The sequence below is a fragment of the Streptomyces sp. NPDC059477 genome (assembly GCF_042749375.1).
Lineage (GTDB): Bacteria > Actinomycetota > Actinomycetes > Streptomycetales > Streptomycetaceae > Streptomyces.
Genome location: NZ_JBHYUG010000007.1, coordinates 19,203 through 45,648 on the forward strand (window position 1 = coordinate 19,203; position 26,446 = coordinate 45,648).

The window sequence follows — 26,446 nt, forward strand, 5'->3', positions numbered from 1 at the left end:
GGTCACCCGCGAGGACGGCGGTGACCGCACGCCCCTCCGGGGGACGCGGTCACCGCCGTTCGTCGTGCTCCGTCAGGCCGGCGCCCTGCCTCGGTCCTGCGCCCGTCGGACCGGCGTTGGCGCCCTGCCTCCCTCACGCTGCCGTCGGACCGGCGACCTGACCCCGCCCTGCCTCCGTCCTTGTCACCCGGCCCCGGGCTTCCCCCCCCCGCTTCCCTCCGCTTCCCCCGCTTCCGCCCTGTTGCCCTCAGGTCTCCAGCGCCGCCCGGTGCGCCGCCGCCACGAACCGTTCGTTCTCGGGCGCCGCCCCGCCGGGGTACGCGAACCGGCGCCGCGTGTACCCGTACGCCAGCCCGTTGCGCGGATCCGCGAACGCCTGCGCCCCGGCCGCCCCGCTGTGCCCGAACGCCCCGGCGCCCAGGAAGGGATACGCGATCTCGGAGGGCGCCTGGAAGCCCAGCCCGTACGCACTGTGCGTGCGGGTCACCAGGTCGTACCCCACGGAATGCGGCTGCCCGAACTCCGCCACCGTGTCCTCCTTCAGCAGCGGCGCCTTGCCGTCCACCTCGCCGATCGCCGCCGCGTACATCCCGGCCAGCCCGCGCGCCGCGGCCACCCCGCCGTACGAGGCGGGCCCCTTGGCGCGGACCGCCCGCCCGTTGGGCAGCGCTTCGATGTCGGTGGGCTCGGCCGCGTGGCCGTTGAACGCGATCGACGCCAGCGTGTGCCGACCCCGCGCCACCGCGTCGAGCAGCGCCCGCTGCTTCGCCGTCGGCGCCATCGGCTGCACCGCGCGGAAACGCGGCTCCAGCGCCTGGGGCAGCCCGAGGTGGAAGTCCAGGCCGTACGGCGCCCGGACCCGCTCCTCGAACACCTCCTGGAGGGTGCGGCCGGTGGCCCGGCGGACCACCTCACCGGTCAGCGCGCCGATCACCATCGCGTGATACCCGAACGCCGTGCCCGGCCGCCAGAACGGCCGCTGATCGGCGAGCCGTTCGGCCATCAGCCGGTCGTCGGCCAGCTCCCGCGCGCTGAACCCGCCGTCGGCGCCGACCACCCCGACCCGGTGCGCCAGCAGCTCCCGCAAGGTGACCGCGCCCTTGCCCTCGGCGGCGAACTCGGGCCAGTAGTAGGTCACCCTGCGGTCCAGCTCCAGCGTGCCGTCCTGCACCAGCAGCGCCACCACGAGGTGCGCGGCGCCCTTGGTGCAGGAGTACACCCCGTACAGCGAGTCGGCGCCGACACCGTCCGCGCTGTCACCGGCCCACAGGTCCACGACCCGGCGCCCGCGCAGATAGACGCACAACTGGCCCTCGTAGTCCGGCCGTTCGGACGCGACGAACGCCGTGAACTCCTCCCGTACGCCTTCGAAGCCGTCCGCGACCGTGCCATGGATCTTCACGGCCGTGCCGTGGATCTCCTGTGTCATGCGCTCTCCTCACATGTCATGCGCTCTTCCCACGCTCCGCCGCCACCGGCGCCTGCCACCGTGAACAATGCCCGCCCGACCTGTGCGAACTCCCCCTTTCGGAGATCGGTACGGCGAGCCGCACCCGTTCGACTCAACCGCGACAAGAGGGTGTTGCGCGCACCCGGGCGGACCGCTGCCCCCGCTCGGCCCGGACCGGCCCCGACCGGCCCCGGTAGGGTGCCCCCATGCACGATCTTGGGGCGGGTTTCGGCTATCTCATCAAGGGCCAGCGCTGGATGGCCCGGCACGGCAGGAGTTATGGCTTCGGGCTGCTCCCGGGCCTGGTCACGCTGGTGCTCTACGCGGCGGCGCTGGTCGGGCTCGCGCTGTGGGGCGAGGACTTCGTCAGCTGGGCGACCCCGTTCGCCGACGACTGGGCGAGCCCCTGGCTGGGTCTCTTCCGCGGCTTCCTGACCGCCGTGCTCTTCGCCCTCGCCCTGCTCCTCTCGGTGCTCACCTTCACCGCGGTCACGCTGCTGGTCGGCCAGCCGTTCTACGAGAACCTCTCCGAGCAGGTCGACCGCGATGTCTCGCCGGACGGCACCGCCCCCGAGTCCGGGCTTCCCCTGTGGCGGGAGATCTGGATCTCGGCCCGCGACAGCCTGCGTATCCTGGTCCGCGCCCTGTTCTGGGCGATCCTGCTCTTCGCCCTCGGCTTCATCCCGGTCGCCGGGCAGACCGTCGTCCCGGTCGCCGGGTTCATGGTGACCGGCTTCTTCCTCACCGAGGAACTGACCGCCGTCGCCCTCCAGCGCCGCCGCGTCGACGTCCGCGCCCGCCTCGCCATCCTGCGCCACCACAAGCGCATGGTCTGGGGCTTCGGCACCCCGCTGGCGCTCGCCTTCCTGGTCCCGTTCGTGGCGGTGTTCCTGATGCCGGGCGCGGTGGCGGGGGCGACGCTGATGGCACGGGAACTGCTCGGGGAGGACTTCAAGGAGGACGGGGCGGACGCGGCACAGGACGGCGAGATCAGTGCCGGGAGCGTCCCGCCGCGACTGCCGCAATCGCCCTGACCTGCGCGACGATGTCCAGCCGATTCCGTACGAACGCCGGGTCGGTCACCTCGGTCGTGTTCCCGGCGCTGAACGCCGGACCCGCCTGACAGCGGCGCATTCGCCCGGCAGCGGCGCATTCGCCCAGCGGACCTGCCCAGCGCTCCGGACCCGTCCAGCGGGCTGCCCAGCGCGCCGGACCCGTCCAGCGGCGCCAGGAAGCCCCGGAGCGCGCCCGGCGTGCCGGACGCCCCTCGGAGACCGCCGCCTTGGTGATCCGCCGCCCCGGCGCCCCGCCGACCCGGCCACGCTCCCGCCCCCGCCACCACCCCCCGTGCACGATGGGAGTCACCCGACCCCACCTCGACGAGGAGGCAGCCGATGGCGACGACGACCCCGGGCACCCGGCCCGCGTCGGACCCCCCGGACCCGGACCCGGCGCCCACCCCCGCCGACCGGGCCCGCGAGGCGGCGGTCGAGGCCGCTCTCGGCGTCCTCGGGCTCGATGCCAAGGCCCGGCTGCTGTCCGGTCAGGACATGTGGTCGCTGCCCGCGCTCCCGGAGATCGGCCTGGAGTCCCTCGTGATGTCGGACGGCCCGATCGGGGTGCGGGGCGTGCGCTGGAGCGCCGACGACCCGTCCGTCGCCCTGCCCTCCCCGACCGCGCTGGCCGCCACCTGGGACCCCAGCCTCGCCCGCCGCGCCGGTACCCTCCTCGCCCAGGAGGCCCGCCGCAAAGGCGTGCACGTCCTGCTCGCCCCCACGGTCAACCTGCACCGCTCCCCGCTCGGCGGACGGCACTTCGAGGCGTACAGCGAGGACCCCTACCTCACCGGCCGGATCGGCACCGGATACGTCCAGGGCGTCCAGTCCGGCGGCGTCGGCACCACCGTCAAGCACTTCGTCGCCAACGACGCCGAGACCGACCGCTTCACCGTGAACAACCTGGTCGGCGAACGCGCCCTGCGCGAGCTGTATCTCGCCCCCTTCGAGGCGATCGTCGAGAAAGCCCGCCCCTGGGGCATCATGACCGCCTACAACGCCGTCGACGGCCCGACCATGACCGAGCACCACCACCTGGTCAACGAGGTGCTGCGCGGCGCCTGGGGCTTCGACGGGTGCAACGTCTCCGACTGGACGGCCGCCCGCGACACCGTCGCCGCGATCACCGGCGGCCTCGACGTCGCCATGCCGGGCCCCAGGACCGTCTACGGCCCGGCCCTCGCGCAGGCCGTGCGCGACGGCTCCGTCCCCGAGGCCGTGGTCGACACGGCCGTCCGCAACGTGCTGCGGCTCGCCGCCCGCACCGGCCTCCTGGCGGGCGCCCGACCGGCCGTCACCGACCTCCCCGCGCCGGTCGACGGCGAGGCCCTCGCCCGCGAGATCGCCCGCCGCTCCTTCGTCCTGCTGCGCAACGAGCCCCGCGCGTCCGGCCCCGCGCTGCCGCTGCGGCCCGGCGGCACCCTCGCCCTGCTCGGCGCCGCCGCCCGGGACGCCCGCATCCTCGGCGGCGGCTCCGCCACCGTCTTCCCGCCCCGGGTCGTCTCCCCGCTCGACGGCCTCACCGCCGCCCTCCCCGCCGGGGCCCTGACCTACGCGCTCGGCGCCGACCCCACCACCGGGATGGCCGTCGCCGCCCGGGGCTTCACCCTGCGCACGGTCTGCCGGGACGCCCACGGCGAGATCATCGGCACCGCCTCCGCGCCCAACGGCCACATCCAGTGGACGGACCCCGACCTGCCCGACGGCGTCACCCACGACCGGCTGCACACCGTGGAACTGACCGGCACCTACCTCCCGCGCGAGAGCGGCACCCACACCTTCGGCATCAAGGGCGTGGGCGCCTTCACCCTCACCATCGGAGGCCGGACGTACTTCGAGGGCGTCCAGGGCAACGGCGAGGCCGACCCCTTCGCCGCGTTCTTCGGCACCCCGGTGCCCCGCGCCGAAGCGGCTCTCACGGCGGGCGAACCCATCGAGGTCTCCCTCACCCAGGTCGTCGCCCTGCCCGAGGGCGCCCCGCTGAAGGTCGTCACCTTCTCCCTCGCCCACCAGGAGCCACAGCGCGACCCGGACGCCCTGATCGCCGAGGCCACCGAGGCCGCCCGCGCCGCCGACACCGCCGTCGTCGTGGTCGCCACCACCGAACAGGTGGAGTCCGAGGGCTTCGACCGCACCGACCTCACCCTCCCCGGCCGCCAGGACGACCTGGTCCGCGCGGTCGCCGCCGCCAACCCGAACACCGTGGTCGTGGTCAACGCCGGCTCCCCGGTCGAACTGCCCTGGCGCGAGGACGTGGCCGCCGTCCTGCTGACCTGGTTCCCCGGCCAGGAGGGCGGCGCCGCCCTCGCCGACGTACTGACCGGCGCCCACGAGCCCGGCGGCCGGCTGCCCACCACCTGGGGCGCCCTCGCCGACGCCCCGGTCACCCAGGTCACCCCCACGAACGGCGAACTCGCCTACACCGAGGGCGTCTTCATCGGCTACCGCGCCTGGGACCGCCAGGACCGCACCCCCGCCTACCCCTTCGGCCACGGCCTCGGCTACACCACCTGGACATACGACTCCATCGAGGCGACCGGCGCCGACGGCAGCCCCACGACCGGCCCGACCGTCACCGTCCGCGTCCGCAACACCGGCGACCGCCCCGGCCGCGAGACCGTCCAGCTCTACCTCGCCCCCACCACCCCCGACCCCGGCCGCCCCGCCCGCTGGCTGGCCGGTTTCACGGTGGTCGAGGCCGCACCGGGCGAGACCGCCGAGGCCGTCATCACCCTGCCCGTCCGGGCCTTCGAGCGCTGGGACGAGACGACCGGCTCCTGGTCGCTTGTGAAGGGTTCGTACGACATCCTGGCAAGTTGTTCGATCTTCGACCACAGGCTCGCCCTGACGACTACTGTCTGATCAAGGCCGATTTTCCTCCCACCGGACGGATTCGTCCCCCGGACGGCACAGCGACCCGTCGCCTCCCGACGGACAGCGAGCCGCCCCCTGAACAGCCCCGGCCCGGAACCTGACATCCGGGCCGGGGTTCACGGCCTTCCCCGCAACCACAGCGCTCCGCGCCCCCCGAAGCCATACACCGTCTCCGACCGGAACACCTCACCCGGCCGCAGCACGGTGTCCGGGAACTCCGGCCGGTTCGGCGAGTCCGGGAAGTGCTGGGTCTCCAGGGCGATCCCGTCGCCCGGCGCGAACGGCTCGGTGAGGTGGTCGGCGGTGTAGAGCTGAAGGCCGGGTTCGGTGGTCGCCACGGTCAGGGTCCGCCCGGACGCCGGGTCGGACAGCTCCGCGACCTCCACCGGGGCGCCGGTCACCCCCTTGTCCAGCACGAAGTTGTGGTCGTACCCCGACCCCACCTTCCGTGCCGCCCGGAAGTCGAAGCGCGTGCCCTCCACCGCCGCGATCCCCGTCGGGATCTGATCGGCGTCCACCGGGGTGTACCGCGCGGCGGCGATCCGCAGTTCATGCCCGCCCGCGCTCCCCGACCCCGCCAGATTGAAGTAGCTGTGGTGGCTGAGGTTCACCGGAGTGGGCGCGTCCGTGATCGCCTCGTACGAGATGCGCAGCGAGCCGTCCGCGTCGAGCCCGTACGTCACCGCCACCTCCAGACGCCCCGGGAACCCCTCCTCGCCGTGCGGGCTGACCCGGCTGAGCCGCAGACAGTGCTCGCCCGGCGTCACGTCCCACACCCGCTTGTCGAAGCCGCGCTCCCCGCCGTGCAGCGAGTTCCGCCCGCTGTTGCGGGCCAGCGCGTACGTCCGCCCGTCCAGCGGGAACCGGCCGCCCGCGATCCGGTTGGCGTACCGCCCCACCAGCGCGCCGAAGTACGGCCCCGGGTGGGACAGATAGCCGTCCAGATGGGGGAACCCGAGCACCACGTCCACCCCGCCCGGCACCTCAAGGGACTGCACGATCCCCCCGTAGGACAGCACGCGCACCCGCACGCCGCCCCGCTCGATGCTCCAGCGACCCACCCGGGTGCCATCGGAAAGTGTGCCGAAATGATCACTCATGATCGAAACCCTAGGCCCTTGCCGCCAAAGTCGCCTCGATCAACCATCCTCCGCGGTGACCGTCTCGTAAGCGATCTCCGCCAGCCGCGCCTGACCGTCCTTGCTGGGGTGGAACCAGTCCCAATGGCTCAGCTGATCGGTACCGAACTCGAACTCGTACACCGCGTCCCCGTCGAACCGGCACCGCTGATCCTTCGCGCAGACCTCCCGCAGTACGTCGTTGTACTCCTCCACCCGGTCCCGCACCGACAGCCGCCGCTCGGTCGCCGCCGCGTCCATCGCGTCCGCGTCGCCGAGCATCGACGGGCAGATGCCCAGCTTCCACACCTGCTTGCCCAGCGGGTTCGTCCGCCCCTCCGACCACAGCCGCAGCAGATCCGGCACGCTCGACACATACAACTGCGCCTCGGGCGCCACCCGGCGCAGCGTCGCCACCGCGTCCTGGAACGCCTCCCGGAACTCCGTGACCGGCGTCATCGCCGCCACCGACTGACGGCACGCGTCGTTGGAGCCCGCCATCACCGTCACCAGTTCGGGGTCCCGGGTGGCCGCCTGGGCCATCTGGCCGGGCAGATCGGCCATTCGGGCGCCGGTCTCCGCGTAGTTCCAGCTGTGCGTGGCGGCCCGGGCGTCGCCCAGCAGCCGGACGGCGAGGCTGTCCACCTCCGGGCTGGTCCCGGTGGACCAGGAGACCTCGGGGCAGTCCGACAGGACCGTACAGGCGTCGAAGCCACGGGTGATGGAGTCCCCGACCGCCGCCACCGACCCCGGGCTGACATCCCACACCGGCGTCGGGCTCGGCGCCGGCTGCGCCTTCTTCTCCACCGCCGGGGAGTCGTCACCGCCGACCGCGTCACACCCCGCCGCGCCGACGACCACCGCCGTCATCACCGCGAACACCGGCAGTGAACGCCGCCGCATAACCAGACCCATCCCCACAAAGCCCTCCTCGCCCGGTCACCGTCCCCACCCCATAAGAACGCGTGAGGGTTCCCGGCACCTGACTCGGAGCGCCAGCCGCCCGCACAGGGGTCCTGCCGGGTGAATGGCGGAGGTTTCCCGGCACCAGGACCGACGGTACGTCACACTCCCCACGCCGTCGCACGGTAGCCTCGCCATCGAACGTGGCTGGCCGCCCCACCGCCCAGCCGCCGCACATATTGTCCCGCTCAGCCCGGAGGTCCCGGTGACGACACGTGGAGTTCTGTACGTGCACTCCGCTCCGCGCGCCCTGTGCCCACACGTCGAGTGGGCCATCGCCGGAGTGCTGGGCACCCGCGTCAGCCTCGACTGGATCCGGCAGCCCGCCGCGCCCGGCACCTGGCGCTCGGAGTTCTCCTGGAAGGGCCAGGTGGGCACCGGCTCCAAACTCGCCTCCGCCCTGCGCGGCTGGCAGCTGCTGCGCTTCGAGGTCACCGCCGACCCCTGCGCCACCGCCGAGGGCGAGCGCTACAGCTGCACCCCCGACCTGGGCATCTTCCACGCCGTCACCGGCATCCACGGCGACATCCTCATCCCCGAGGACCGCCTCCGCGCCGCCCTCCAACGCAGCCAGCGCGGCGAGAGCGACCTCCACGCCGACCTCGCCAAACTCCTCGGCAAACCCTGGGACGACGAACTGGAACCCTTCCGCTACGCAGGAGAGGGCGCCCCGGTCCGCTGGCTCCACCAGGTGGTCTGAGGAAGCACGGGGACACGCCGGCCGTCCTTCCGCTTTGAGAGGCGCGGCGAAGGGCGCGATCCAACGGGGCTGCGGGCATCGCCGGGTCCTTTGCTTCTCGGGGCGCGGCGAAGGGTGCGATCAAACAGGGCTGCGGTCAATGCCGTGCTTCTAGGGGCGCGGGGAACTGCGCGACCAGCCACAACCCACCCGCACCCGGCACACCACCGCACACCCAACGGCGATGGCCCGGACCCCCCAGAGGGACCCGGGCCATCAAAGCCACAGCGCCGATCACACCGTCCGGAAGGCCAGCACCACGTTGTGCCCCCCGAACCCGAACGAGTCGTTCAGCGCGGCGATCCGCCCCTCGACAGGCAGCTTCCGCGCCTCTCCCCGCACGACATCCGCGTTGGCCTCGGCCTCGGGATCGATGTTCTCCACATTGATCGTCGGCGGCGCCACCCGGTGATACAGCGCGAGCACCGTCGCGACGGTCTCCACCCCACCGGCACCACCCAGCAGATGCCCGGTCATGGACTTGGTGGCGGACACCGCGAAGTGGTCCACCTCGTCCCCGAACACCTTCCGCAGCGCCTTCAGCTCGGCGATGTCACCGGCCGGCGTGGACGTGGCATGCGCGTTCACATGCACGATCTCCGCCGGATCCAGATCCGTACGCTCCAGCAGGTTCTTCAGCGCCTGAGAGATCCCGCGACCCTCCGGCTCCGGCTGCACGATGTCATGGCTGTCGGCGGAGATGCCCTGCCCGACCGCCTCGGCGTACACCCGCGCCCCGCGCTTGGCGGCGTGCTCGGCGGACTCCAGGACGATCACACCGGCGCCCTCACCGAGCACGAACCCGTCGCGGTCGACGTCGTACGGACGCGACGCGCCCTGCGGGTTCTCGTTGTTCTTGGACATCGCCATCATGTTGCCGAACGCGGCGATCGGCAGCGGATGGATCGCCGCCTCCGTGCCGCCCGCGATGACGATGTCGGCGCGGCCGGAGCGGATCATCTCGATGGCGTAGCCGATGGCCTCGGCGCCGGAGGCGCACGCGGAGACCGGCGTGTGCACGCCCGCGCGGGCGCCCACCGCCAGCCCGACGTTCGCCGACGGGCCGTTCGGCATCAGCATGGGGACGGTGTGCGGGGAGACCCGGCGCACACCCTTCTCCTTGAGTACGTCGTACTGGTCCAGCAGCGTCGTCACGCCACCGATACCGGAGGCGACCACCGCACCGAGCCGGTCGGGATCGACGACCCCGCCGTCCTCACCGGCCTTCGCCGTGAAACCGGCGTCGGCCCAGGCCTCGCGGGCCGCGATCAGCGCGAACTGCGCCGACCGGTCCAGCCGCCGGGCCTGCGGCCTGGGGATGATCTCGGTCGGCTCGACAGCGATCGGCGCGGCGATCCGGACCGCCTGATCGGCGGCCCAGTCGTCCTCCAGGGACTTGACGCCGGAGCGTCCGGCGACCAGGCCCTCCCAGGTTGAGGCTGCGTCGCCACCCAGCGGTGTGGTTGCGCCGATACCGGTGACGACCACGGTGCGATTGGTCGGGCTCACGGGAACTCTTTCTCCAGACGGATACAAGGGTCGACGGCGCCACCGCCGGGTGGCGGCGGACGGGCCGGACCGGGCCGGCCCTAGGCCCTCTGTCGGACAGTCCAGGTCCTGGCGGACCCGATGGACTCAGTCCTGGTGCTTGAGGATGTAGTCGGTCGCGTCGCCGACGGTCTTGAGGTTCTTGACGTCGTCGTCGGGGATCTTGACGTCGAAACGCTCCTCGGCGGCGACGACGACCTCGACCATGGACAGCGAGTCGACGTCCAGGTCGTCGGTGAAGGACTTGTCCAGCTGGACGTCCTCAACCGGGATCCCGGCGATCTCGTTCACGATCTCCGCGAGACCGGCGACGATCTCTTCCTGAGTGGCGGCCATTGTGGCGCTCCTTCGTTTCTTCTCAGAGGGTGTGGCGGTGCGCTCCCTGCCGGACAGCATGATCCGGCACGGAGTGCCTAGGGGAGGGTAACGACAGTGGCGGCGTACACGAGACCCGCCCCGAATCCGATGACGAGCGCGGTGTCACCGCTCTTCGCCTCGCCGGTCTCCAGGAGCCGCTCCATCGCGAGCGGGATCGAGGCGGCCGAGGTGTTGCCGGTGGTCCGCACATCACGGGCGACCGTGACCGACTCCGGCAGCTTGAGGGTCTTGACCATCGAGTCGATGATCCGCTCGTTGGCCTGGTGCGGAATGAAAACGTCCAGTTCGGTGGGGCTGATCCCGGCCGCGTCCAGCGCCTGCTGGGCGACCTTCGCCATCTCGAACACGGCCCAGCGGAACACCGCCTGGCCCTCCTGGGTGATGGCCGGGAATTTCACATTCCCCGCGCTGTCCACCGGAAGCCCGGAGACATCGCCGCCGACGCGGTACTCGTCCCACGGGACCGTCTGTCTGATGGTGTCGGACTTGTCGCCCTCCGAGCCCCACACCGTCGGGCCGATCGCGGGCTCCTGGGACGGGCCGACCACCACGGCGCCGGCGCCGTCACCGAACAGGAAGGCCGTCGCCCGGTCCTCCAGGTCGGTCAGATCGCTCAGCCGCTCCACGCCGATGACCAGCACATGTTCCGCCGAACCCTCGACGATCATGCCCTTGGCCAGGGTGAGCCCGTAGCCGAAGCCCGCACAGCCCGCCGAGATGTCGAAGGCGGCGGCCTTGTCCGTGCCCAGCTTGTCGGCGATCTCGGTCGCCACGGCCGGGGTCTGCTTGAAGTGGCTGACGGTCGAGACGATCACCGCGCCGATCTGCCCGACGGTGATCCCGGCGTCCGCGATGGCCTTGCCCGACGCCTCGATCGACATGGCGGCGACGGTCTCCTCGTCGTTCGCCCAGTGCCGGGTCTCGATGCCGGAGCGGGACCGGATCCATTCGTCGGAGGAGTCGATGTGCTCCAGGATCACCTCGTTGGGCACCACCCGGACCGGGCGGTAACCGCCCACGCCCAGGATGCGCGCGTACGGGGCACCCTTGCTTGGCTTGATCTTCGACATGGCCCGGAGGGCTCCTTTCAGGCGCCCGCCGCGTCGGCGGCAGCTGGGGACGGCTCCGCGGCGGCTGCGGTGACCACGGCGGTGTCTGCGGTGTCTGCGATGAGCCGGCGAGCGGCGTCGAGATCGTCGGGGGTCTTCAGGGCGAGGGTCCGGACGCCGGGCAGCGCGCGCTTGGCGAGGCCGGTGAGCGTGCCACCGGGGCACACCTCCAGCAGGGCGGTGACGCCGAGCGCTTTGAACGTCTCCATGCAGAGATCCCAGCGGACCGGGTTGGCGACCTGGCCGATCAGCCGCTGAAGCACCTCGGCGCCGCCCGCGACGGTCTCCCCGTCCTTGTTGGAGACGTAGGGGACCTTCGGGTCGGCCGGGGAGAGGTCCGCGGCGGCGCGGGCGAGGGTGTCGACGGCCGGGGCCATGTGGTGGGTGTGGAAGGCGCCGGCCACCTTGAGCGCGATGACCTTGCGGACGCCTTCGGGCTTGTCCTCGGCGAGCGCGGCGAGCTGCGCCATGGTGCCCGCGGCCACGATCTGCCCGGCCCCGTTGACGTTCGCCGCGGTCAGGCCGAGCTTCTCCAGATGCGCGACCGACACCTCGGGGTCGCCGCCGAGCAGCGCCGACATCCCGGTCTCGGTCACGGCGGCGGCGTCGGCCATCGCCAGCCCGCGGGTGCGCACCAGGCGCAGCGCGGCGGTGTCGTCCAGCACACCGGCGAGAACGGCGGCGGTGATCTCGCCGACGCTGTGCCCGGCGACCGCGCCGGGCGCGAGGTCCGCGATGTCACCGAGTGCCGCGGCGGACAGCAGACCGGCGGCGACCAGCAGCGGCTGGGCCACGGCGGTGTCCCGGATCTCGTCCGCGTCGGCCTGGGTACCGTAGTGGGCGAGGTCGAGGCCGATGGCGTCCGACCAGCCGGCGACGCGGGCGGCGGCGCCGGGCAGTTCGAGCCAGGGAGTCAGGAAGCCGGGCGCCTGAGCGCCCTGGCCGGGAGCGACGAGTACGAGCACTCTCACACTCTCTCTCGGGGGCGGGCAGCGCCGCCCGTGGGGACAGGGACGAAGAACGACAGGGGGTTTTGTGGACCCTCGACAAAACCCTAGGACTGAAGATCTCCATCGGCCAGACGCCCCAGGATCAGCGCGATCCGCAAAGTGAACGCAGATCGTACATCCGACGGTGACCAACCGGTGACGTCAGTCACACGTCGAAGCCGGTAGCGCACGGTGTTGGGGTGAACGAACAGCATGCGGGCCGCGCCTTCGAGGCTGCTCGCCTGTTCGAGATAGACCGAGAGGGTCTCCAGGAGCGCCGACCCGGCCTCTTCGAGTGGTCTGTAGATCTCCTCCACCAGTTGCTCACGGGCGCTGGGATCACCGGCCATCGCGCGCTCCGGCAGCAGATCATCGGCGAGCACCGGCCGCGGGGCGTCCTGCCAGGCGGAACACGCTTTGAGCCCCGCGGCGGCGGCCTGCGCGGACCGGGTGGCGGCCAGCAGGTCGGGCACCACGGGTCCGGCGACGACGGGCCCGGCGGCATAGGGCCCGATCAGGGATTTCGCGACAGCGAGCGGATTGTCGCTGCCCCCGGCGATCACGACCAGCCGGTTCCCGAGCACCCCCGTCAGCACCTGCAACTTGGCGTGCCGGGCGGCCCGCCGGATCGCCTCGACGGTCAGCTCGGAGTCGCCGTCGGGCGCGGTCCCGAGCACGACACACACATGGTCCGGCGAGTTCCAGCCGAGCGCGGCGGCGCGGGACACGGCCCCTTCATCGGCCTCCCCGCTCAGCACGGCGTTGACCACCAGCGATTCGAGCCGGGCGTCCCAGGCACCGCGTGCCTCGGCGGCCTGCGCGTAGACCTGGGCGGTCGCGAAGGCGATCTCCCGGGCGTAGACGAGCAGTGCCTCGCGCAGCAGCCGCTCGTCCCCCGGCGCGGCCACCTCCTCGATGGCCGACTCCATGACCTCGATGGTGGTCCGCACCATCTCCACCGTCTGCCGGAGCGTGATCGCCCGGGTCAGCTCCCGGGGCGCGGTGCCGAAGACGTCCGTCGAGATCGCCTGCGGGGCGTCCGGGCGCCGGAACCACTCGGTGAACGCGGCGATACCGGCCTGGGCGACCAGCCCGATCCAGGAACGGTTCTCCGGTGGCATCGCCCGGTACCACGGCAGTGTCTCGTCCATGCGCGCGATGGCCTGGGCGGCGAGACTCCCGGAGGACTTCTCCAGCCGCTTCAGGGTCGCGGCGTGCGGGTGGGGTTCGCGCGCGGGCACGTCGTTCCTGCGGGTTTCGGGTTCGGGCACGGCACAAGACTGCCCTATCAGGATGCCTCGGTCGCCTTCGGGGCGCTTTATACCGGTGCGGCGCGGGGCTGGCTACGCTGGTCGCCGTGATGGACATCAGGCGGGCCGACCAGCGCTATCCCGGGGGCGACCCCACCACCGGCATCGCCACGCGCCACGCCTTCTCCTTCGGCCCGCACTACGACCCGGACAACCTCCGCTTCGGCGCGCTGATCGCCTGCAACGAGGAACGTCTCGCGCCCGGCGCCGGGTTCGACGAACACCCGCACAGCCACACCGAGATCGTCACCTGGGTCGTCGAGGGCGAGCTGACCCACCGCGACTCCACGGGCCACGAGACGGTGGTCCGCGCGGGGGACGTCCAGCGGCTGAGCGCGGCGTCGGGCGTCCGCCATGTCGAGCGCAACGCGGGCCCTGCCGGGCTGACCTTCCTCCAGATGTGGCTGGCCCCGCTGACCCCCGGCGGCGACCCGGCCTACGAGATCGTCCGCGGCATCGCCGACGCGACCCCGTACGCGGTCCCCGAGGCGGGCGCGATGCTCCACGTCCGCCGCCTGTCCCCGGGCGAACGCACGGCGATCCCCGACGCGGGCCATGTCTACGTCCACGTGGCCGCCGGCGAGGCCCTCCTCACCGACACGGAACTCGCCCCGGGCGACTCGGTTCGCATCACGGACGCGCGGGGGGTGGAGGCGGTGGGGGTCTCCGGGGCGGAGCTCTTGATCTGGGAGATGGGGTAGGCGGTTCTGCCGGGTGCGGCCCGGTGGGGGCCGGTCGCGCAGTTCCCCGCGCCCCTTAAGAGCAGGGCGTTGCCGCCAGCGCCCGTTCGCTGGAATCCGCCCTGGCCGCGGCCAGTCGTCAGCCCCGCACCTCGCCGAGCACCGCGTCCGTGAACACCGGCCACGCCTCCACCGCCCACGCCCCGAACGCCCGGTCCGTCAGGGCGACGCACGCCACTCCCACCACCGGGTCGATCCACAGAAACGTACCGGACTGCCCGAAATGCCCAAAGGTCCGCGGTGACGACAACGCCCCCGTCCAGTGCGGAGCCTTACGGTTCCGGATCTCGAACCCCAGCCCCCAGTCATTGGGATTCTGCAATCCGTACCCCGGCAGCACCCCCTTCGTCCCCGCGAACTGCACACTCATCGCCTCCGCGACCGTCCGAGGATCCAGCAGCCGCGGCGCCAGCACCTCCGCCCCGAACCGCAGCAGATCCCCCACACTGGACACCCCGTCCTTCGCGGGGGACCCGTCCAGCACCGTGGACGTCATCCCCAGCGGCTCCAGCACCGCCAGCCGCACATACTCCCCGAACGGCATCTCCGTGGCCTTGGCGACATACTCCCCGAGCTGCTCGAACCCGGCGTTGGAGTAGATCCGCCGCTCACCCGCCCGCGCGGTCACCCGATGCTCGTCGAAGGCCAGCCCGGACGTGTGCGCCAGCAAATGCCGAACCGTCGACCCGTCCGGCCCCGCCGGATCGTCCAGCTCGATGGCCCCCTCCTCGTACGCCACCAGCACCGCGTACGCGGCGATCGGCTTGGTGACCGAGGCCAGCGGGAACACCCGCTCGACGGGCCCCCGCACCCCCAGAACCGTCCCATCGGCCCGTACGACCCCCGCCGCGGCATGCGGCACCGGCCAGTCCTCGATCAGCGCGAGACTCTTCAGCGACATGCGACGAGCCTAGGGCGTGCCGTCAAGCTCCCGCCGTGACCGCCCACAGCTCACCCCTTTCTCACTCCCTCCGCTTGCTTGGAGTGCACTCCAAGGTCATAGCGTGGAGGTCATGACGGTGATGCACACCACGGCCATGACCGCGACGGACACCGAGCCGGCCACCACCCCGGCGGACATCTGCGCCGCCCCGCCCCGCCGCCATCCGCGCCCCGCGGGCCAGGACCACTACACCATCAGCGAGGTCGTCGCCTTCACGGGACTGTCGGCGCACACCCTGCGCTGGTACGAGCGGATCGGTCTGATGTCCCACATCGACCGCTCCCACACCGGCCAGCGCCGCTACTCCAACCGCGACCTGGACTGGCTCGACCTCGTCGGAAAGCTGCGGCTGACCGGCATGCCGGTCGCCGACATGGTCCGGTACGCCGAATTGGTGCGCGAGGGCGAGGACACCTACGGCGACCGGTACGCCCTGCTGGAGGCCACCCGCCGGGACGTGCTCGCGCGCATCGCCGAGCTACAGGACACCCTCGCGGTGCTGGACCGCAAGATCAGTTTCTACGCGGACAACGGCCGCGCCCACGAAGGGGAGAGGACCCGATGACGAACGGCAACAGGATCCGGACCGTACGGCTCGGCGCCACCGGCCCCGAGGTCGGTGTCCAGGGCCTGGGCTGCATGGGCATGAGCTTCGCCTACGGCCCCACCGACGAACAGGCGTCCCGCGCGACCCTGGACCGCGCCCTCGAACTGGGCGTCACCCTCTTCGACACCGCCGACGCCTACGGCAACGGCGACAACGAACGCTTCCTGTCGCCCTTCTTCAAGGCGCACCGCGACGAGGTCGTCATCGCCACCAAGTTCGCCCTGCACATCCCGCCGGACGACCCCACCCGCCGGGTCATCCGCAACGACCCGCCCTACATCCGCCAGGCGGTCGAGGCCAGCCTCAAGCGCCTGGACGTCGATGTCATCGACCTCTACTACATGCACCGGCGCGATGTGAACGTCCCCCTGGAGGACACCGTCGGCACCATGGCCGACCTGGTCCGGGAGGGCAAGGTCAAGCACCTCGGCCTGAGCGAGGTCACCGCCGCCGAACTGCGCACCGCCCACGCCGTGCACCCGATCGCCGCCGTGCAGTCGGAGTGGTCCCTGTTCAGCCGGGACATCGAGGCCCAGGTCGTTCCGGCGGCCGGGGAACTGGGCGTCGCGCTGGTCCCGTACTCCCCGCTCGGCCGCGGCTTCCTCACCGGCTCCTTCGTGAACGCCGACACCGAACTCACCGCCGACGACTTCCGCCGCCAGCAGCCCCGCTTCACCGGCGACAACGCCACCGCCAACGCCGCTCTCCTGGCCCCGGTCCGCACGGTCGCCGAGTCCCACGGCGCGACCCTCGGCCAGATCGCCCTGGCCTGGGTCCAGTGCCAGGCCACCGTCCACGGCCTCCCGGTCGTCCCCATCCCGGGCACCCGCAAGCCGACCCGCGCAGCGGAAAACACCGCGGCCACCCGCATCACCCTCACCCCCGAGGACCTGGCCCTCCTGGCCCCCATCGCGGAAAAGGTCCGGGGCCCCCGCTACGCAGACATGACTTTCGCATCAGCAGGCAGGGAGTAAAGGGGGGGAGGGGTCAGCAATGGCGAATCGCCGGTCCGGGGCATCGCCCTTCAGGGTCACGGGCAATCGCCGGGCCGGGCAACGCCGTGTCTTTGCTTTTAGGGGCGCGGGGAACTGCGCGACCAGCCCCCACCCACCCGCACCCGACGAACAACCCAAACCCACGGAACTCTAAAGCTCGGCGAGCAACTCCGCCTTCTTCACCGAAAACTCCTCATCCGTCACCAACCCGGCCCGATGCAACTCCCCCAGATGCCGAATCCGCTCGGCAACATCCGCAGGGTCACGCCGGGCCACCGGCACCACGGCGACCTCCGGCCCAGCGCGGCGTACAGCGGCAAGCACCGCGGCGGCGAACGGCAGTGACTCGTGCACCGGCCCGTACCCCAGCCCGAAGACCACCGCGGCCGGATCCTGATCCGGCTGCGCCGGCTGCCGCACCCCACCTTCCCGCCGCAGCAGCCGCAGATGCCCTTCGAACACCTCCGGCGACCGCCACTCCACTCCGGCGAGGTCGCTGATCCGGAAACTCTGGTCCCCGGCCTTCCACTTCGCCGACGAAGCGCCCGTCCAGAACCAGCGGAACGCGACCGACGTACCGTCGAAGGACGCCTTCGCGTCGTACGCCTTGAAGGACATCGGCACCTCCGGCGGTGCCACCAGATGCCGCTCGGCCGGGCCCGACTCGGTGAGCAGGGCGCGCAGTTCGTCGGCGTAGTACTCGGCGAGAGTCTCCCGCTCGGCGGGCAGCACCAGGCGATAGGGGTCGCTGCTCTCCTTGAGCTGATCCGCCGCCGCCTCCATCAGCGGATCGGCGCCCGGCCGGGGCTCGGCCCGCAGCACCACCGTGCCGCGACGGCCGGGAGTGAGCGTCACACCCTGGAGCGCCGCCAGCGGCACCCGCCGTTCCCCCAGTGCCTGGAGGAGCTTGGGTGTGCGAATCCCCCGTTCGTAGCGGATGAGCACGGAGTCGGACCCGAACTCCCAGGCGCCATTGAATCCGGCCAGTACATCACCCATGCGGCTCATCGTATGTGGCATGAGCTCCTCCGTCCCCTCCCCGCGTACCCCGCAGATTCTGCGACTCTACGCGCGTCCGGCCCCCGCGTCTGCGGGCATACCGGTCATACATGTGTCGGCGTCGTCGGCGCAGTGCACCGAGCCATAAGCGCCTACCCCGATCTCGGCGAAGTTGCGCAGACTCTCCGTGCCCGGTTCGAAGTACCCGGCGTGGCCCCGCGCGCCGACCGCCGACAGCACCCGCGCGCCGAACGCCCGCGAGACCGGATCGGCCCCGTGACCGAGCCCGCCCAACTCCAGGTAGGGCACGTCCTGGATCCAGTCGTCGGCGTCCCGCATCGCCCACACCCGCGCGGAGGTACGCAGCCGTGACACCGTCTCGGCCCGCATCCCGGGGCTGCCGGCCACCGCGATGTCGGCCACCCGCCGGGGCAGCAGCCGCGCGACGACCCCGCAGAGCACCGAGCCGTAGCTGTGGCAGAACAGCGAGACCGGCGCCGCGCCGGGCAGCGCCCGCACCAGCGCGTCGAGCCGGACCGCGCCCTGCGCGGCGCGGGTCGCGGTGGCCGCGTCCACGCCGATGCCGCTGGGCGCGGTGTAGTCGGCCCAGGCGATCACCGCCGTGCGGGTGCCGGGGCTCACCGCGCGCTCGGCCGTGTACAGCGACTCGGCCATGCCCGCGGGCGCCGAGTACTTGCCGGTGGTGCGCTGGAAGGAGAGCAGATCGGTGTCGACGCCGGGGACGACGATCGAGATCCGCTCGGCGCGGTCCAGATCCCCGTACACCTCGGCGACCCGCCCGGAGCCCTCCGGGTCGAAGGCGAGGATGTTCCGGCCGGGCTTCATCAACGCGTCCAGGCGGTGCATCCGGCGGCCCGCCTCGTGCTGTCCGTCGGGGCTGAGGCGGGGGTCGTGTATCCGTTGTCGCTCGACCTCGCGGGCCTGTGCGAGGGCGACACGGTTGGCCTCGTAACGCACCTCGACGGGGGCGCCGTTCATATTGCCGACCGCGAGCGGATAGCGGTGGGCGAGCAGCGCGCGCTGGGCGTCGCCGAGCGTGGCGAAGAACGCGGCGAGCCGGGCGGGTGCCGCGTGCGGGTCGGGGAGCGGGTGCCCGTCGAGGCGGCCGTGCTCCCACGCGGTGATCGAGGCCTGCAACGGGGTCTGGTCACGCTGGTTGCGCATCGCGGTCCAGCCGGTGGTCGCCAGCATCACGAAGACCACGGCCAGGGCGAGCAGCGCGCGCCAGACGTTGAGCGTCGGGGAGGTGTCGAAGGAAGTCACTGGGAGGACACACTAGGAGAACGGGATGGTCTCGCGTGAACCTAGTGAGGGGTATCACGTTTAGAACGCGAGGCAATGGATCAAGCGCACGCCAGGCGCACTACGGGTCCATCACCGGGCCCACCACCCGGCCCACCACGGGCGCACCACGGGCGCACTACGGCTTGCGCCAGTTCGCCGCCAGCGCGGGTCCCACCTGATCGAGGTACCTCAGGGTGACCGCGCGCATGGCCGCCACGCTGTGGTCCTCGCCCTGGGTCCACAGCCGCTCGGTGACCCGCATGACCCCGCCGAACAGCGCCACCGCCACCCGCGGCCGGGGGTCGGCGTCCACATCGAGCCCCTCGCGCTCGGCGATCAGCCGCGCGAACCGGTCCTCCGTCTCCGCGGACCGGCGCAGATGCGCCGCCAGCAGTACGGGCGTCGACTCGATCACCTGGTACATGCGCAGATACTGGTCGACCGTCACGACGGACTCGATCGTCTCGTGCAGCGTGTCCCAGCCGTCCAGCACCGCCCGGCGCAGCGCCTCCAGCGGCGGTTCGTGCGGCGGGCGGGCGCGGACCGCCGCGTAGAAGTGATCGACCGTCATCGTCTGGACGGCGAGGGCGGCCTCCTCCTTGCCGGTGTAGTAGCGGAAGAAGGTGCGCTGCGAGACGCCGACGGCGTCGGTGATGGCGTCGACGGTGGTCTCGTCGTAGCCCTGGGTGGTGAACAGGGCGAGGGCGGCGCGCAGCAGTGCGTCGCGCGTGCGCTGCTTCTTGCGCTCGCGCAAACCCGGCCGGGTGGGGTCCCCGGCCGGCCGCTCCAGCGTGTCCATGACGTCCTCCAGGCCCTCCGGCGAACTGTTCTCCCAGTTCAGGGTATCGGCGAGTGACCTGACAGTTACCGACTTGTGAATTGGTTTGTCAACTGTCAGAGGCTGACATTAGCCTCCTTCACATGACTAGTCAGACCACCCTCGACAAGACTGGGCCAGGGGACGGCGCATCCCCCGGTCCGTCTTCGGCACCGGCCAAGGGGCTGCGTGGCCACCCTTGGTTCACCCTCATAACCGTCGCCGTCGGGGTCATGATGGTGGCCCTCGACGGCACCATCGTGGCCATCGCCAACCCGGCCATCGCCTCCGACCTCGGTGCCACCTTCGCCCAGGTGCAGTGGATCACCAACGCGTACTTCCTCGCCCTCGCCGTCACCCTGATCACGGCGGGCAAGCTCGGTGACCGGTTCGGCCACCGCCAGACCTTCCTCATCGGCGTGGTCGGCTTCGCCGCCGCGTCCGGCGCCATCGGGCTGTCCGACAGCATCGCGATGGTCATCGTCTTCCGGGTCTTCCAGGGCCTGTTCGGCGCGCTGCTGATGCCGGCCGCGCTCGGTCTGCTGCGGGCCACCTTCCCGGCCGAGAAGCTCAACATGGCGATCGGCATCTGGGGCATGGTCATCGGCGCCTCCACGGCCGGCGGCCCGATCCTCGGCGGTGTCCTCGTCGAGCACGTCAACTGGCAGTCGGTCTTCTTCATCAACGTGCCGGTCGGCATCATCGCCGTCGCCCTCGGCGCGCTGATCCTCCTCGACCACCGCGCGGCCAACGCCCCGCGCTCCTTCGACATCCTCGGCATCGCGCTGCTCTCCAGCGCGATGTTCTGTCTTGTCTGGGCCCTGATCAAGGCCCCCGAGTGGGGCTGGGGCGCGGGTCTGACCTGGCTGTTCCTCGGTGTGGCGGTCGCGGGCTTCGTCGCCTTCGCGGTGTGGGAGACGCGGGTCAAGGAGCCGCTGATCCCGCTCGGCCTGTTCCGCTCGGTCCCGCTGTCGGCGGGTGTGGTGCTGATGGTCATGATGGCCATCGCGTTCATGGGCGGCCTGTTCTTCGTGACGTTCTACCTCCAGAACGTGCACGGGATGAGCCCGATCGACGCCGGTCTGCATCTGCTGCCGCTCACCGGCATGATGATCGTCGGCTCGCCGCTCGCCGGTCTGGCGATCACCAAGGTCGGCCCGCGCCTCCCGCTGGCCGGCGGTATGGCGTTCACCGCGCTCGCCATGTACGGCATGTCCACGCTTGAGACGGACACCTCCAGCGCCGTGATGTCCCTCTGGTTCGCGCTCCTCGGCCTCGGTCTCGCGCCGGTCATGGTCGGCGCGACCGAAGTCATCGTCGGCAACGCGCCGATGGAGCTGTCCGGTGTCGCCGGCGGTCTCCAGCAGGCCGCGATGCAGATCGGCGGCAGCCTCGGTACGGCGGTGCTGGGCGCGGTCATGGCGTCCAAGGTCGACAGCGACCTGGCGGGCAACTGGGTCGCCGCGGGGCTGCCGGGGCTCACGCCCGAGCAGCAGGCCGAGGCGTCCGAGGCGGTCCAGGTCGGCGTCCCGCCGATCGCCCCCGGCACACCCGCCGAGGTCGCCACGAAGATCACCGACGTGGCCCACGACACCTTCATCTCCGGCATGAGCCTGGCGTCCCTGGTCGCGGCGGGCGTCGCGGCGGTCGCCATCTTCGTCGCCTTCCTGACCAAGCGGGGGGCCAACGCGGAGGCGGGAGCGGGGGCCGCGCACATCTGACTCGCCGGGGATGTCGCCCATCGGGGTGACGTCCCCGGTCGTACGCCGGGCGCGGCCCGGCGGGGGCCGGTCGCGCAGTTCCCCGCGCCCCTGAGAACAGGGCGTTTGTCGCGCCCGCCGGCTCGCGCCCGCCCTCTGCCACAGCTGCGGGCAGTCGGGCCGCAGGGCGGCACGGGTGGGCGGGGGGTCCCCCTCTGGGGGAGGCACCCCGTCGCGCCGGGCTGCGCATCGCCCTGTCCTCGGCGCCAACGCCGGGTCACTTGGTGAGCGACCGTTCCGACAACGCCGCCACCTCCGCCCGCAACGCCCGTACCTCCGCCGTCAGGGCGACGATCGCCTCCGTCTGGCGCCGCTCCACCACATCGTCACGGTCGAACCGCGCGATGAACCACGCCGCGATGTTCGCGGTGATCACACCGAGCAGCGCGATCCCCGACAGCATCAGCCCGACGGCGAGCAGCCGCCCCACCCCCGTCGTCGGCGCGTGATCCCCGTACCCCACGGTGGTCATCGTCGTGAACGACCACCACACCGCGTCGCCCAGCGTCCGGATGTTCCCGTCCGGCGACTCCCGCTCCACCGACAGCACGGCCAGCGACCCGAACATCAGCAGCCCCGCCACCGACCCCACCACATACGTCGTGAGCTGTATCTGGGGCGCCATCCGCGCCCGCCGCCCCACCAGCAGCAGCGTCGAGACGACCCGCAGCAGCCGCAACGGCTGGATCAGCGGCAGCAGCACCGCGCACAGGTCCAGCCAGTGCCGCCGCACGAACCCCTTGCGGTCCTCGGCGAGCGCCAGCCGCACCATGTAGTCCGCCGCGAACGCCCCCCACACCAGCCATTCGGCCATCGTGCAGGCACGGATGAGCCCCGGACCGGCGGACTCCTCGACTATGGGCACGGCGTAGGCGACCGCGAACACCAACGCCAGCGCCAGCAACGGCCGCTGGCTGCGTTCCTCCCAGCGTGCCTGGGCCGACTGCCGCTGCACCTCGTGTATCGCGTCCATGCCGGGCATCGTAAGGAACGGGAAAGGGCGGCGGGACCGGGTCCCACCGCCCTCAACCTCACCTCACGTCACCGCACCGCACACCCCGGCGCGGGCTACGCGTCGCCGCCCGCCGTCCCCGGGTCCGCCGCCGTGACATCCAGCAGCCGGTAGCGGTCGATGGCCTGCTTCAGCGCCGACCGGTCCACCTTCCCGTCCCGCGCCAGCTCCGTCAGCACCGCCAGCACGATCGACTGGGCGTCGATGTGGAAGAAGCGGCGGGCCGCGCCCCGGGTGTCGGCGAAGCCGAAACCGTCGGCGCCCAGCGACTGGTAACGCCCCGGCACCCAGCGCGCGATCTGATCGGGAACCGACCGCATCCAGTCGGACACGGCCACGAACGGCCCTTCGGCGCCGCTCAGTTTGCGCGTCACCCACGGCACCCGCTGCTCCTCCTCGGGGCGCAGCAGATTGTGCTCCTCGCAGGCCACGGCCTCGCGCCGCAGCTCGTTCCAGGAGGTCGCCGACCAGACACCGGCCCGTACGTTCCACTCCTCGGCGAGGATCCGCTGGGCCTCAAGCGCCCAGGGGACGGCCACGCCCGAGGCGAGGATCTGCGCCGGGACCGTGCCGCCCGTGCCCTCGCTGAGCCGGTGCACGCCCTTGAGGATGCCCTCGACGTCCACGTTCTCCGGCTCGGCCGGGTGCCGGATGGGCTCGTTGTAGACGGTGAGGTAGTAGAAGACGTCCTCGCCGTGCGGATGCTCCGCGCTGCCGCCGTACATCCGGCGCAGCCCGTCCTGCACGATGTGCGCGATCTCGTACCCGTACGCCGGGTCGTACGCCACACAGCCCGGGTTGGTGGAGGCGAGCAGCTGGGAGTGGCCATCGGCGTGCTGGAGACCCTCGCCGGTCAGGGTCGTGCGCCCGGCGGTCGCGCCCAGTACGAAACCGCGCGCCAGCTGATCGGCCATCTGCCAGAACTGATCGCCGGTGCGCTGGAAACCGAACATCGAGTAGAAGACGTAGACCGGGATCAGCGGCTCGCCGTGCGTGGCGTACGCCGAGCCCGCCGCGATCGCCGACGCCGTGCAGCCCGCCTCCGAGATGCCGTCGTGCAGCATCTGGCCGGTCGGCGACTCCTTGTAGGCGAGCAGCAGATCCCGGTCCACGGACTCGTACTGCTGGCCCAGCGGGTTGTAGATCTTCGCGGTCGGGAAGAAGGAGTCCATTCCGAACGTGCGGTACTCGTCCGGCGCGATCAGTACGAACCGCCGCCCGATCTCCTTGTCCCGCATGAGGTCCTTCAGCAGCCGTACGAACGCCATGGTCGTGGCGATCTGCTGCTGACCCGAACCCTTCTTCACGGTCGCGTACGTCGAGTCGGCGGGCAGCGCGAGGGGCTTCGACCGGACGACCCGGGTGGGGACGTACCCGCCGAGCGAGCTGCGGCGGTCGTGCATGTACTGGATCTCCGCCGAGTCACGGCCCGGGTGGTAGTACGGCGGCAGGCCGCTCTCCAGCTCCCGGTCCGAGATCGGCAGGTGCAGCCGGTCGCGGAAGCCCTTGAGGTCACCGACCGTGAGCTTCTTCATCTGATGCGTGGCGTTGCGGCCCTCGAAGTTCGGCCCGAGCGTCCAGCCCTTGATCGTCTTCGCCAGGATCACCGTCGGCTGGCCCTTGTGCGCCTTGGCCGCCGAGAACGCCGCGAAGATCTTCCGGTGGTCGTGACCGCCGCGCCCCAGATGCAGGATCTGGTCGTCGCTCATGTTCTCGACCATCGCGCGCAGCCGGTGATCGTCCCCGAAGAAGTGGTCGCGGATGTATCCGCCGGTCTCGGTCGCGTACGTCTGGAACTGGCCGTCGGGCGTGGTGTTCATGCGGTTGACCAGCACACCGTCACGGTCCTGGGCGAGCAGCGGGTCCCAGGAGCGGTCCCACACCAGCTTGATCACATTCCAGCCGGCGCCCCGGAAGACCGACTCCAGCTCCTGGATCACCTTGCCGTTGCCGCGCACCGGGCCGTCCAGGCGCTGGAGGTTGCAGTTGACCACGAAGGTCAGATTGTCCAGGCCCTCGCGCGCCGCGATGGTCAGCTGGCCGAGCGACTCCGGCTCGTCCATCTCGCCGTCGCCGAGGAACGCCCACACATGCGACGCCGAGGTGTCCGCGATCTCGCGCGCGTGGAGGTAGCGGTTCATCCGCGCCTGGTAGATCGCGCCGATCGGGCCGAGCCCCATCGACACCGTGGGGAACTCCCAGAAGTCGGGCATCAGCCGCGGATGCGGGTACGAGGACAGCCCGTACGGCGCCTTCGACCTCTCCTGGCGGAAGCCGTCCAGGTGCCGTTCGGTGAGCCGGTCCAGCAGGAACGCGCGGGCGTAGATGCCCGGCGAGGCATGGCCCTGGAAGAAGACCTGGTCACCGCCGTCGCCCTCGTCCTTGCCCCGGAAGAAGTGGTTGAAGCCGACGTCGTAGAGCGAGGCGGAGGACGCGAAGGTCGCGATGTGGCCGCCGACCCCGATACCGGGGCGCTGGGCGCGGGAGACCATCACCGCGGCGTTCCAGCGGGTCGCGTTGAGGATCCTGCGCTCGATCTCCTCGTTGCCGGGGAAGAAGGGCTCGTCCTTGGTCGCGATCGTGTTGACGTAGTCTGTGCTGCGCATCTCGGGTACGGCCACGCGCTTCTCGCGGGCGCGTTCGATCAGCCGGAGCATGAGATAGCGGGCCCGTTCACGGCCCCGCTCGTCGATGGCGGCGTCCAGGGAGTCCAGCCATTCCTGGGTCTCCTCGGGATCGAAGTCAGGAACCTGACTCGGAAGGCCGCCAATGATGATCGGATTGCGATCGGATCCGGAAACCACGCTGTTCCTTACCTTTCGGAGTTACCGGGACGAGAGCCGTACCACCCCGTGCCCGCACCGCTCCCCATCGTGTACCTCGGGGGCGTAAACGTCATCTCTACCGAAAGGTAACCGGCACACTCGGACCACCCCGCCGATGCGGAAAACTCATTCGAGGATCGTACGTCCAGAGGGTTCCCAAACGCCCAAATGGGGCAGAAGGGTGTGGTGTGCGTCACGTTCATCAGAGAGACGCCGCCGGGAGTTGCGGGGACACGGCCGGGATCGTCACCGTTTCGGCGGTCCGAAACGCCGGGTACTTGCGCGATCGGTCCCGCCCGTGTGGACTACGGCCAATGCTTCGCGCACGCGCGTGGCTGAGACATACCCAAAGACATGATCAGGAGGCAAACCGTGAGCGCGACCGCGGACCACGCGGAGGAGCGGACGAACCCTGCCGCCAGGCTGGGGTTCCAGCCCGGGCAGGTGGTCCAGGAGATCGGCTACGACGACGACGTCGACCAGGAGCTTCGCGACGCCATTGAGGACTTGATCGGCAGTGATCTCGTCGATGAGGATTACGACGATGTTGCCGATGCCGTGGTGCTGTGGTTCCGCGACGACGACGGCGACCTGACCGATGCGCTGGTGGACGCCACCACGTACATCGAGGAGGGCGGCGCCATCCTGCTGCTGACGCCGAAGACCGGGCGTGACGGCTACGTCGAGCCGAGCGACATCTCGGAAGCCTCCACCACGGCGGGGCTGACCGCCGCGAAGAGCGTCAGTGTGGGCAAGGACTGGAGTGGCAGCCGGCTGGCCACGCCGAAGGCGGCGAAGTCCAAGCGGTGAGATGACGCCGGGGGGGGGGCCGGGGCGGGGCCCGGGCCCCCCCCCGGCCGCGGGGGTGGGCCCCCCGGCCCCGCGGGGGTGGGCGGGACCCATAACGAAA

Annotated in this window: 22 protein-coding genes; 8 read left to right on the forward strand and 14 right to left on the reverse strand. The window is 71.4% G+C overall.

The window, feature by feature from the left end; genetic code table 11:
• Positions 1 to 247 precede the first annotated feature (247 nt).
• Positions 248 to 1,429: a serine hydrolase domain-containing protein gene (locus ACFXAZ_RS05405; RefSeq protein ID WP_384585434.1), complete on the reverse strand. Its 1,182-nt coding sequence runs from the start codon at positions 1,427 to 1,429 to the stop codon at positions 248 to 250.
• A gap of 227 nt (positions 1,430 to 1,656) precedes the next feature.
• Between ACFXAZ_RS05405 and ACFXAZ_RS05410 the strand changes: the two genes are divergently transcribed.
• Positions 1,657 to 2,484: an EI24 domain-containing protein gene (locus ACFXAZ_RS05410; RefSeq protein ID WP_384585437.1), complete on the forward strand. Its 828-nt coding sequence runs from the start codon at positions 1,657 to 1,659 to the stop codon at positions 2,482 to 2,484.
• Between the two features lie 360 nt (positions 2,485 to 2,844).
• On the forward strand, positions 2,845 to 5,367 hold the full coding sequence (locus ACFXAZ_RS05415) for a glycoside hydrolase family 3 protein (RefSeq protein ID WP_384585440.1): 2,523 nt from the start codon (positions 2,845 to 2,847) through the stop codon (positions 5,365 to 5,367).
• Positions 5,368 to 5,495: 128 nt separating this feature from the next.
• Here the strand turns inward: ACFXAZ_RS05415 and ACFXAZ_RS05420 are convergent, their stop codons facing one another.
• Together ACFXAZ_RS05420 and ACFXAZ_RS05425 are read right to left on the reverse strand one after the other, a co-directional pair.
• Positions 5,496 to 6,479, reverse strand: coding sequence for an aldose epimerase family protein (locus tag ACFXAZ_RS05420; protein WP_384585443.1), 984 nt, complete (start codon positions 6,477 to 6,479; stop codon positions 5,496 to 5,498).
• A gap of 39 nt (positions 6,480 to 6,518) precedes the next feature.
• Entirely contained in the window at positions 6,519 to 7,412 is an 894-nt protein-coding gene (locus tag ACFXAZ_RS05425; RefSeq protein ID WP_384585446.1) for an SGNH/GDSL hydrolase family protein, read from the reverse strand.
• A gap of 253 nt (positions 7,413 to 7,665) precedes the next feature.
• Here ACFXAZ_RS05425 and ACFXAZ_RS05430 point away from each other — a divergent pair, with 253 nt between their 5' ends.
• The gene (locus ACFXAZ_RS05430) at positions 7,666 to 8,160 is read left to right on the forward strand and encodes a DUF3145 domain-containing protein (RefSeq protein WP_384585449.1); all 495 of its coding nucleotides are present in this window, start codon (positions 7,666 to 7,668) and stop codon (positions 8,158 to 8,160) included.
• 273 nt (positions 8,161 to 8,433) lie between these two features.
• On the opposite strand, the gene ACFXAZ_RS05435 is transcribed toward ACFXAZ_RS05430, so the two are convergent.
• The 5 genes from ACFXAZ_RS05435 to ACFXAZ_RS05455 form a co-directional block, all read right to left on the reverse strand.
• The gene (locus ACFXAZ_RS05435; RefSeq protein ID WP_384585452.1) at positions 8,434 to 9,708 is read right to left on the reverse strand and encodes a beta-ketoacyl-[acyl-carrier-protein] synthase family protein; all 1,275 of its coding nucleotides are present in this window, start codon (positions 9,706 to 9,708) and stop codon (positions 8,434 to 8,436) included.
• A 126-nt stretch (positions 9,709 to 9,834) separates the two neighbouring features.
• Positions 9,835 to 10,083: an acyl carrier protein gene (locus tag ACFXAZ_RS05440; protein WP_191880738.1), complete on the reverse strand. Its 249-nt coding sequence runs from the start codon at positions 10,081 to 10,083 to the stop codon at positions 9,835 to 9,837.
• 77 nt (positions 10,084 to 10,160) lie between these two features.
• The gene (locus tag ACFXAZ_RS05445; protein WP_384585455.1) at positions 10,161 to 11,195 is read right to left on the reverse strand and encodes a ketoacyl-ACP synthase III; all 1,035 of its coding nucleotides are present in this window, start codon (positions 11,193 to 11,195) and stop codon (positions 10,161 to 10,163) included.
• Between the two features lie 17 nt (positions 11,196 to 11,212).
• A complete protein-coding gene (locus ACFXAZ_RS05450; RefSeq protein WP_384585459.1) occupies positions 11,213 to 12,199 on the reverse strand; it encodes an ACP S-malonyltransferase in 987 nt (328 codons plus the stop codon).
• Between the two features lie 89 nt (positions 12,200 to 12,288).
• Positions 12,289 to 13,494, reverse strand: a complete 1,206-nt coding sequence (locus ACFXAZ_RS05455; RefSeq protein WP_384585462.1) for a PucR family transcriptional regulator — start codon at positions 13,492 to 13,494, stop codon at positions 12,289 to 12,291.
• Positions 13,495 to 13,583: 89 nt separating this feature from the next.
• Here ACFXAZ_RS05455 and ACFXAZ_RS05460 point away from each other — a divergent pair, with 89 nt between their 5' ends.
• Positions 13,584 to 14,234 carry a pirin family protein gene (locus ACFXAZ_RS05460; RefSeq protein WP_384585763.1) on the forward strand — a complete coding sequence of 217 codons (651 nt, stop codon included), beginning with the start codon at positions 13,584 to 13,586 and terminating at the stop codon, positions 14,232 to 14,234.
• A 118-nt stretch (positions 14,235 to 14,352) separates the two neighbouring features.
• Here the strand turns inward: ACFXAZ_RS05460 and ACFXAZ_RS05465 are convergent, their stop codons facing one another.
• A complete protein-coding gene (locus tag ACFXAZ_RS05465; protein WP_384585465.1) occupies positions 14,353 to 15,174 on the reverse strand; it encodes a serine hydrolase domain-containing protein in 822 nt (273 codons plus the stop codon).
• A 112-nt stretch (positions 15,175 to 15,286) separates the two neighbouring features.
• On the opposite strand from ACFXAZ_RS05465, the gene ACFXAZ_RS05470 reads away from it, so the two are divergent.
• Together ACFXAZ_RS05470 and ACFXAZ_RS05475 are read left to right on the forward strand one after the other, a co-directional pair.
• Complete coding sequence (locus tag ACFXAZ_RS05470; protein WP_384585468.1) at positions 15,287 to 15,781, forward strand: MerR family transcriptional regulator; 495 nt, start codon at positions 15,287 to 15,289, stop codon at positions 15,779 to 15,781.
• The gene (locus ACFXAZ_RS05475) at positions 15,778 to 16,797 is read left to right on the forward strand and encodes an aldo/keto reductase (RefSeq protein WP_384585471.1); all 1,020 of its coding nucleotides are present in this window, start codon (positions 15,778 to 15,780) and stop codon (positions 16,795 to 16,797) included. The genes ACFXAZ_RS05470 and ACFXAZ_RS05475 overlap by 4 nt, the downstream gene beginning before the upstream one ends.
• Positions 16,798 to 16,968: 171 nt before the next feature.
• Here the strand turns inward: ACFXAZ_RS05475 and ACFXAZ_RS05480 are convergent, their stop codons facing one another.
• The 3 genes from ACFXAZ_RS05480 to ACFXAZ_RS05490 all read right to left on the reverse strand — a co-directional run bounded on the left by ACFXAZ_RS05480 (position 16,969) and on the right by ACFXAZ_RS05490 (position 19,921).
• On the reverse strand, positions 16,969 to 17,817 hold the full coding sequence (locus ACFXAZ_RS05480) for a DUF4429 domain-containing protein (RefSeq protein WP_384585474.1): 849 nt from the start codon (positions 17,815 to 17,817) through the stop codon (positions 16,969 to 16,971).
• A gap of 66 nt (positions 17,818 to 17,883) precedes the next feature.
• On the reverse strand, positions 17,884 to 19,101 hold the full coding sequence (locus ACFXAZ_RS05485; protein WP_384585477.1) for an alpha/beta hydrolase: 1,218 nt from the start codon (positions 19,099 to 19,101) through the stop codon (positions 17,884 to 17,886).
• 157 nt (positions 19,102 to 19,258) lie between these two features.
• Positions 19,259 to 19,921: a TetR family transcriptional regulator gene (locus ACFXAZ_RS05490; RefSeq protein WP_384585480.1), complete on the reverse strand. Its 663-nt coding sequence runs from the start codon at positions 19,919 to 19,921 to the stop codon at positions 19,259 to 19,261.
• Between the two features lie 122 nt (positions 19,922 to 20,043).
• On the opposite strand from ACFXAZ_RS05490, the gene ACFXAZ_RS05495 reads away from it, so the two are divergent.
• Complete coding sequence (locus tag ACFXAZ_RS05495; RefSeq protein ID WP_384585488.1) at positions 20,044 to 21,660, forward strand: DHA2 family efflux MFS transporter permease subunit; 1,617 nt, start codon at positions 20,044 to 20,046, stop codon at positions 21,658 to 21,660.
• A gap of 256 nt (positions 21,661 to 21,916) precedes the next feature.
• Here the strand turns inward: ACFXAZ_RS05495 and ACFXAZ_RS05500 are convergent, their stop codons facing one another.
• Entirely contained in the window at positions 21,917 to 22,672 is a 756-nt protein-coding gene (locus tag ACFXAZ_RS05500) for a potassium channel family protein (protein WP_384585491.1), read from the reverse strand.
• A 95-nt stretch (positions 22,673 to 22,767) separates the two neighbouring features.
• On the reverse strand, positions 22,768 to 25,515 hold the full coding sequence (aceE, locus tag ACFXAZ_RS05505) for a pyruvate dehydrogenase (acetyl-transferring), homodimeric type (RefSeq protein ID WP_384585494.1): 2,748 nt from the start codon (positions 25,513 to 25,515) through the stop codon (positions 22,768 to 22,770).
• A 393-nt stretch (positions 25,516 to 25,908) separates the two neighbouring features.
• On the opposite strand from aceE, the gene ACFXAZ_RS05510 reads away from it, so the two are divergent.
• Positions 25,909 to 26,346, forward strand: coding sequence for a DUF3052 domain-containing protein (locus ACFXAZ_RS05510; protein WP_382685961.1), 438 nt, complete (start codon positions 25,909 to 25,911; stop codon positions 26,344 to 26,346).
• Positions 26,347 to 26,446 lie beyond the last annotated feature (100 nt).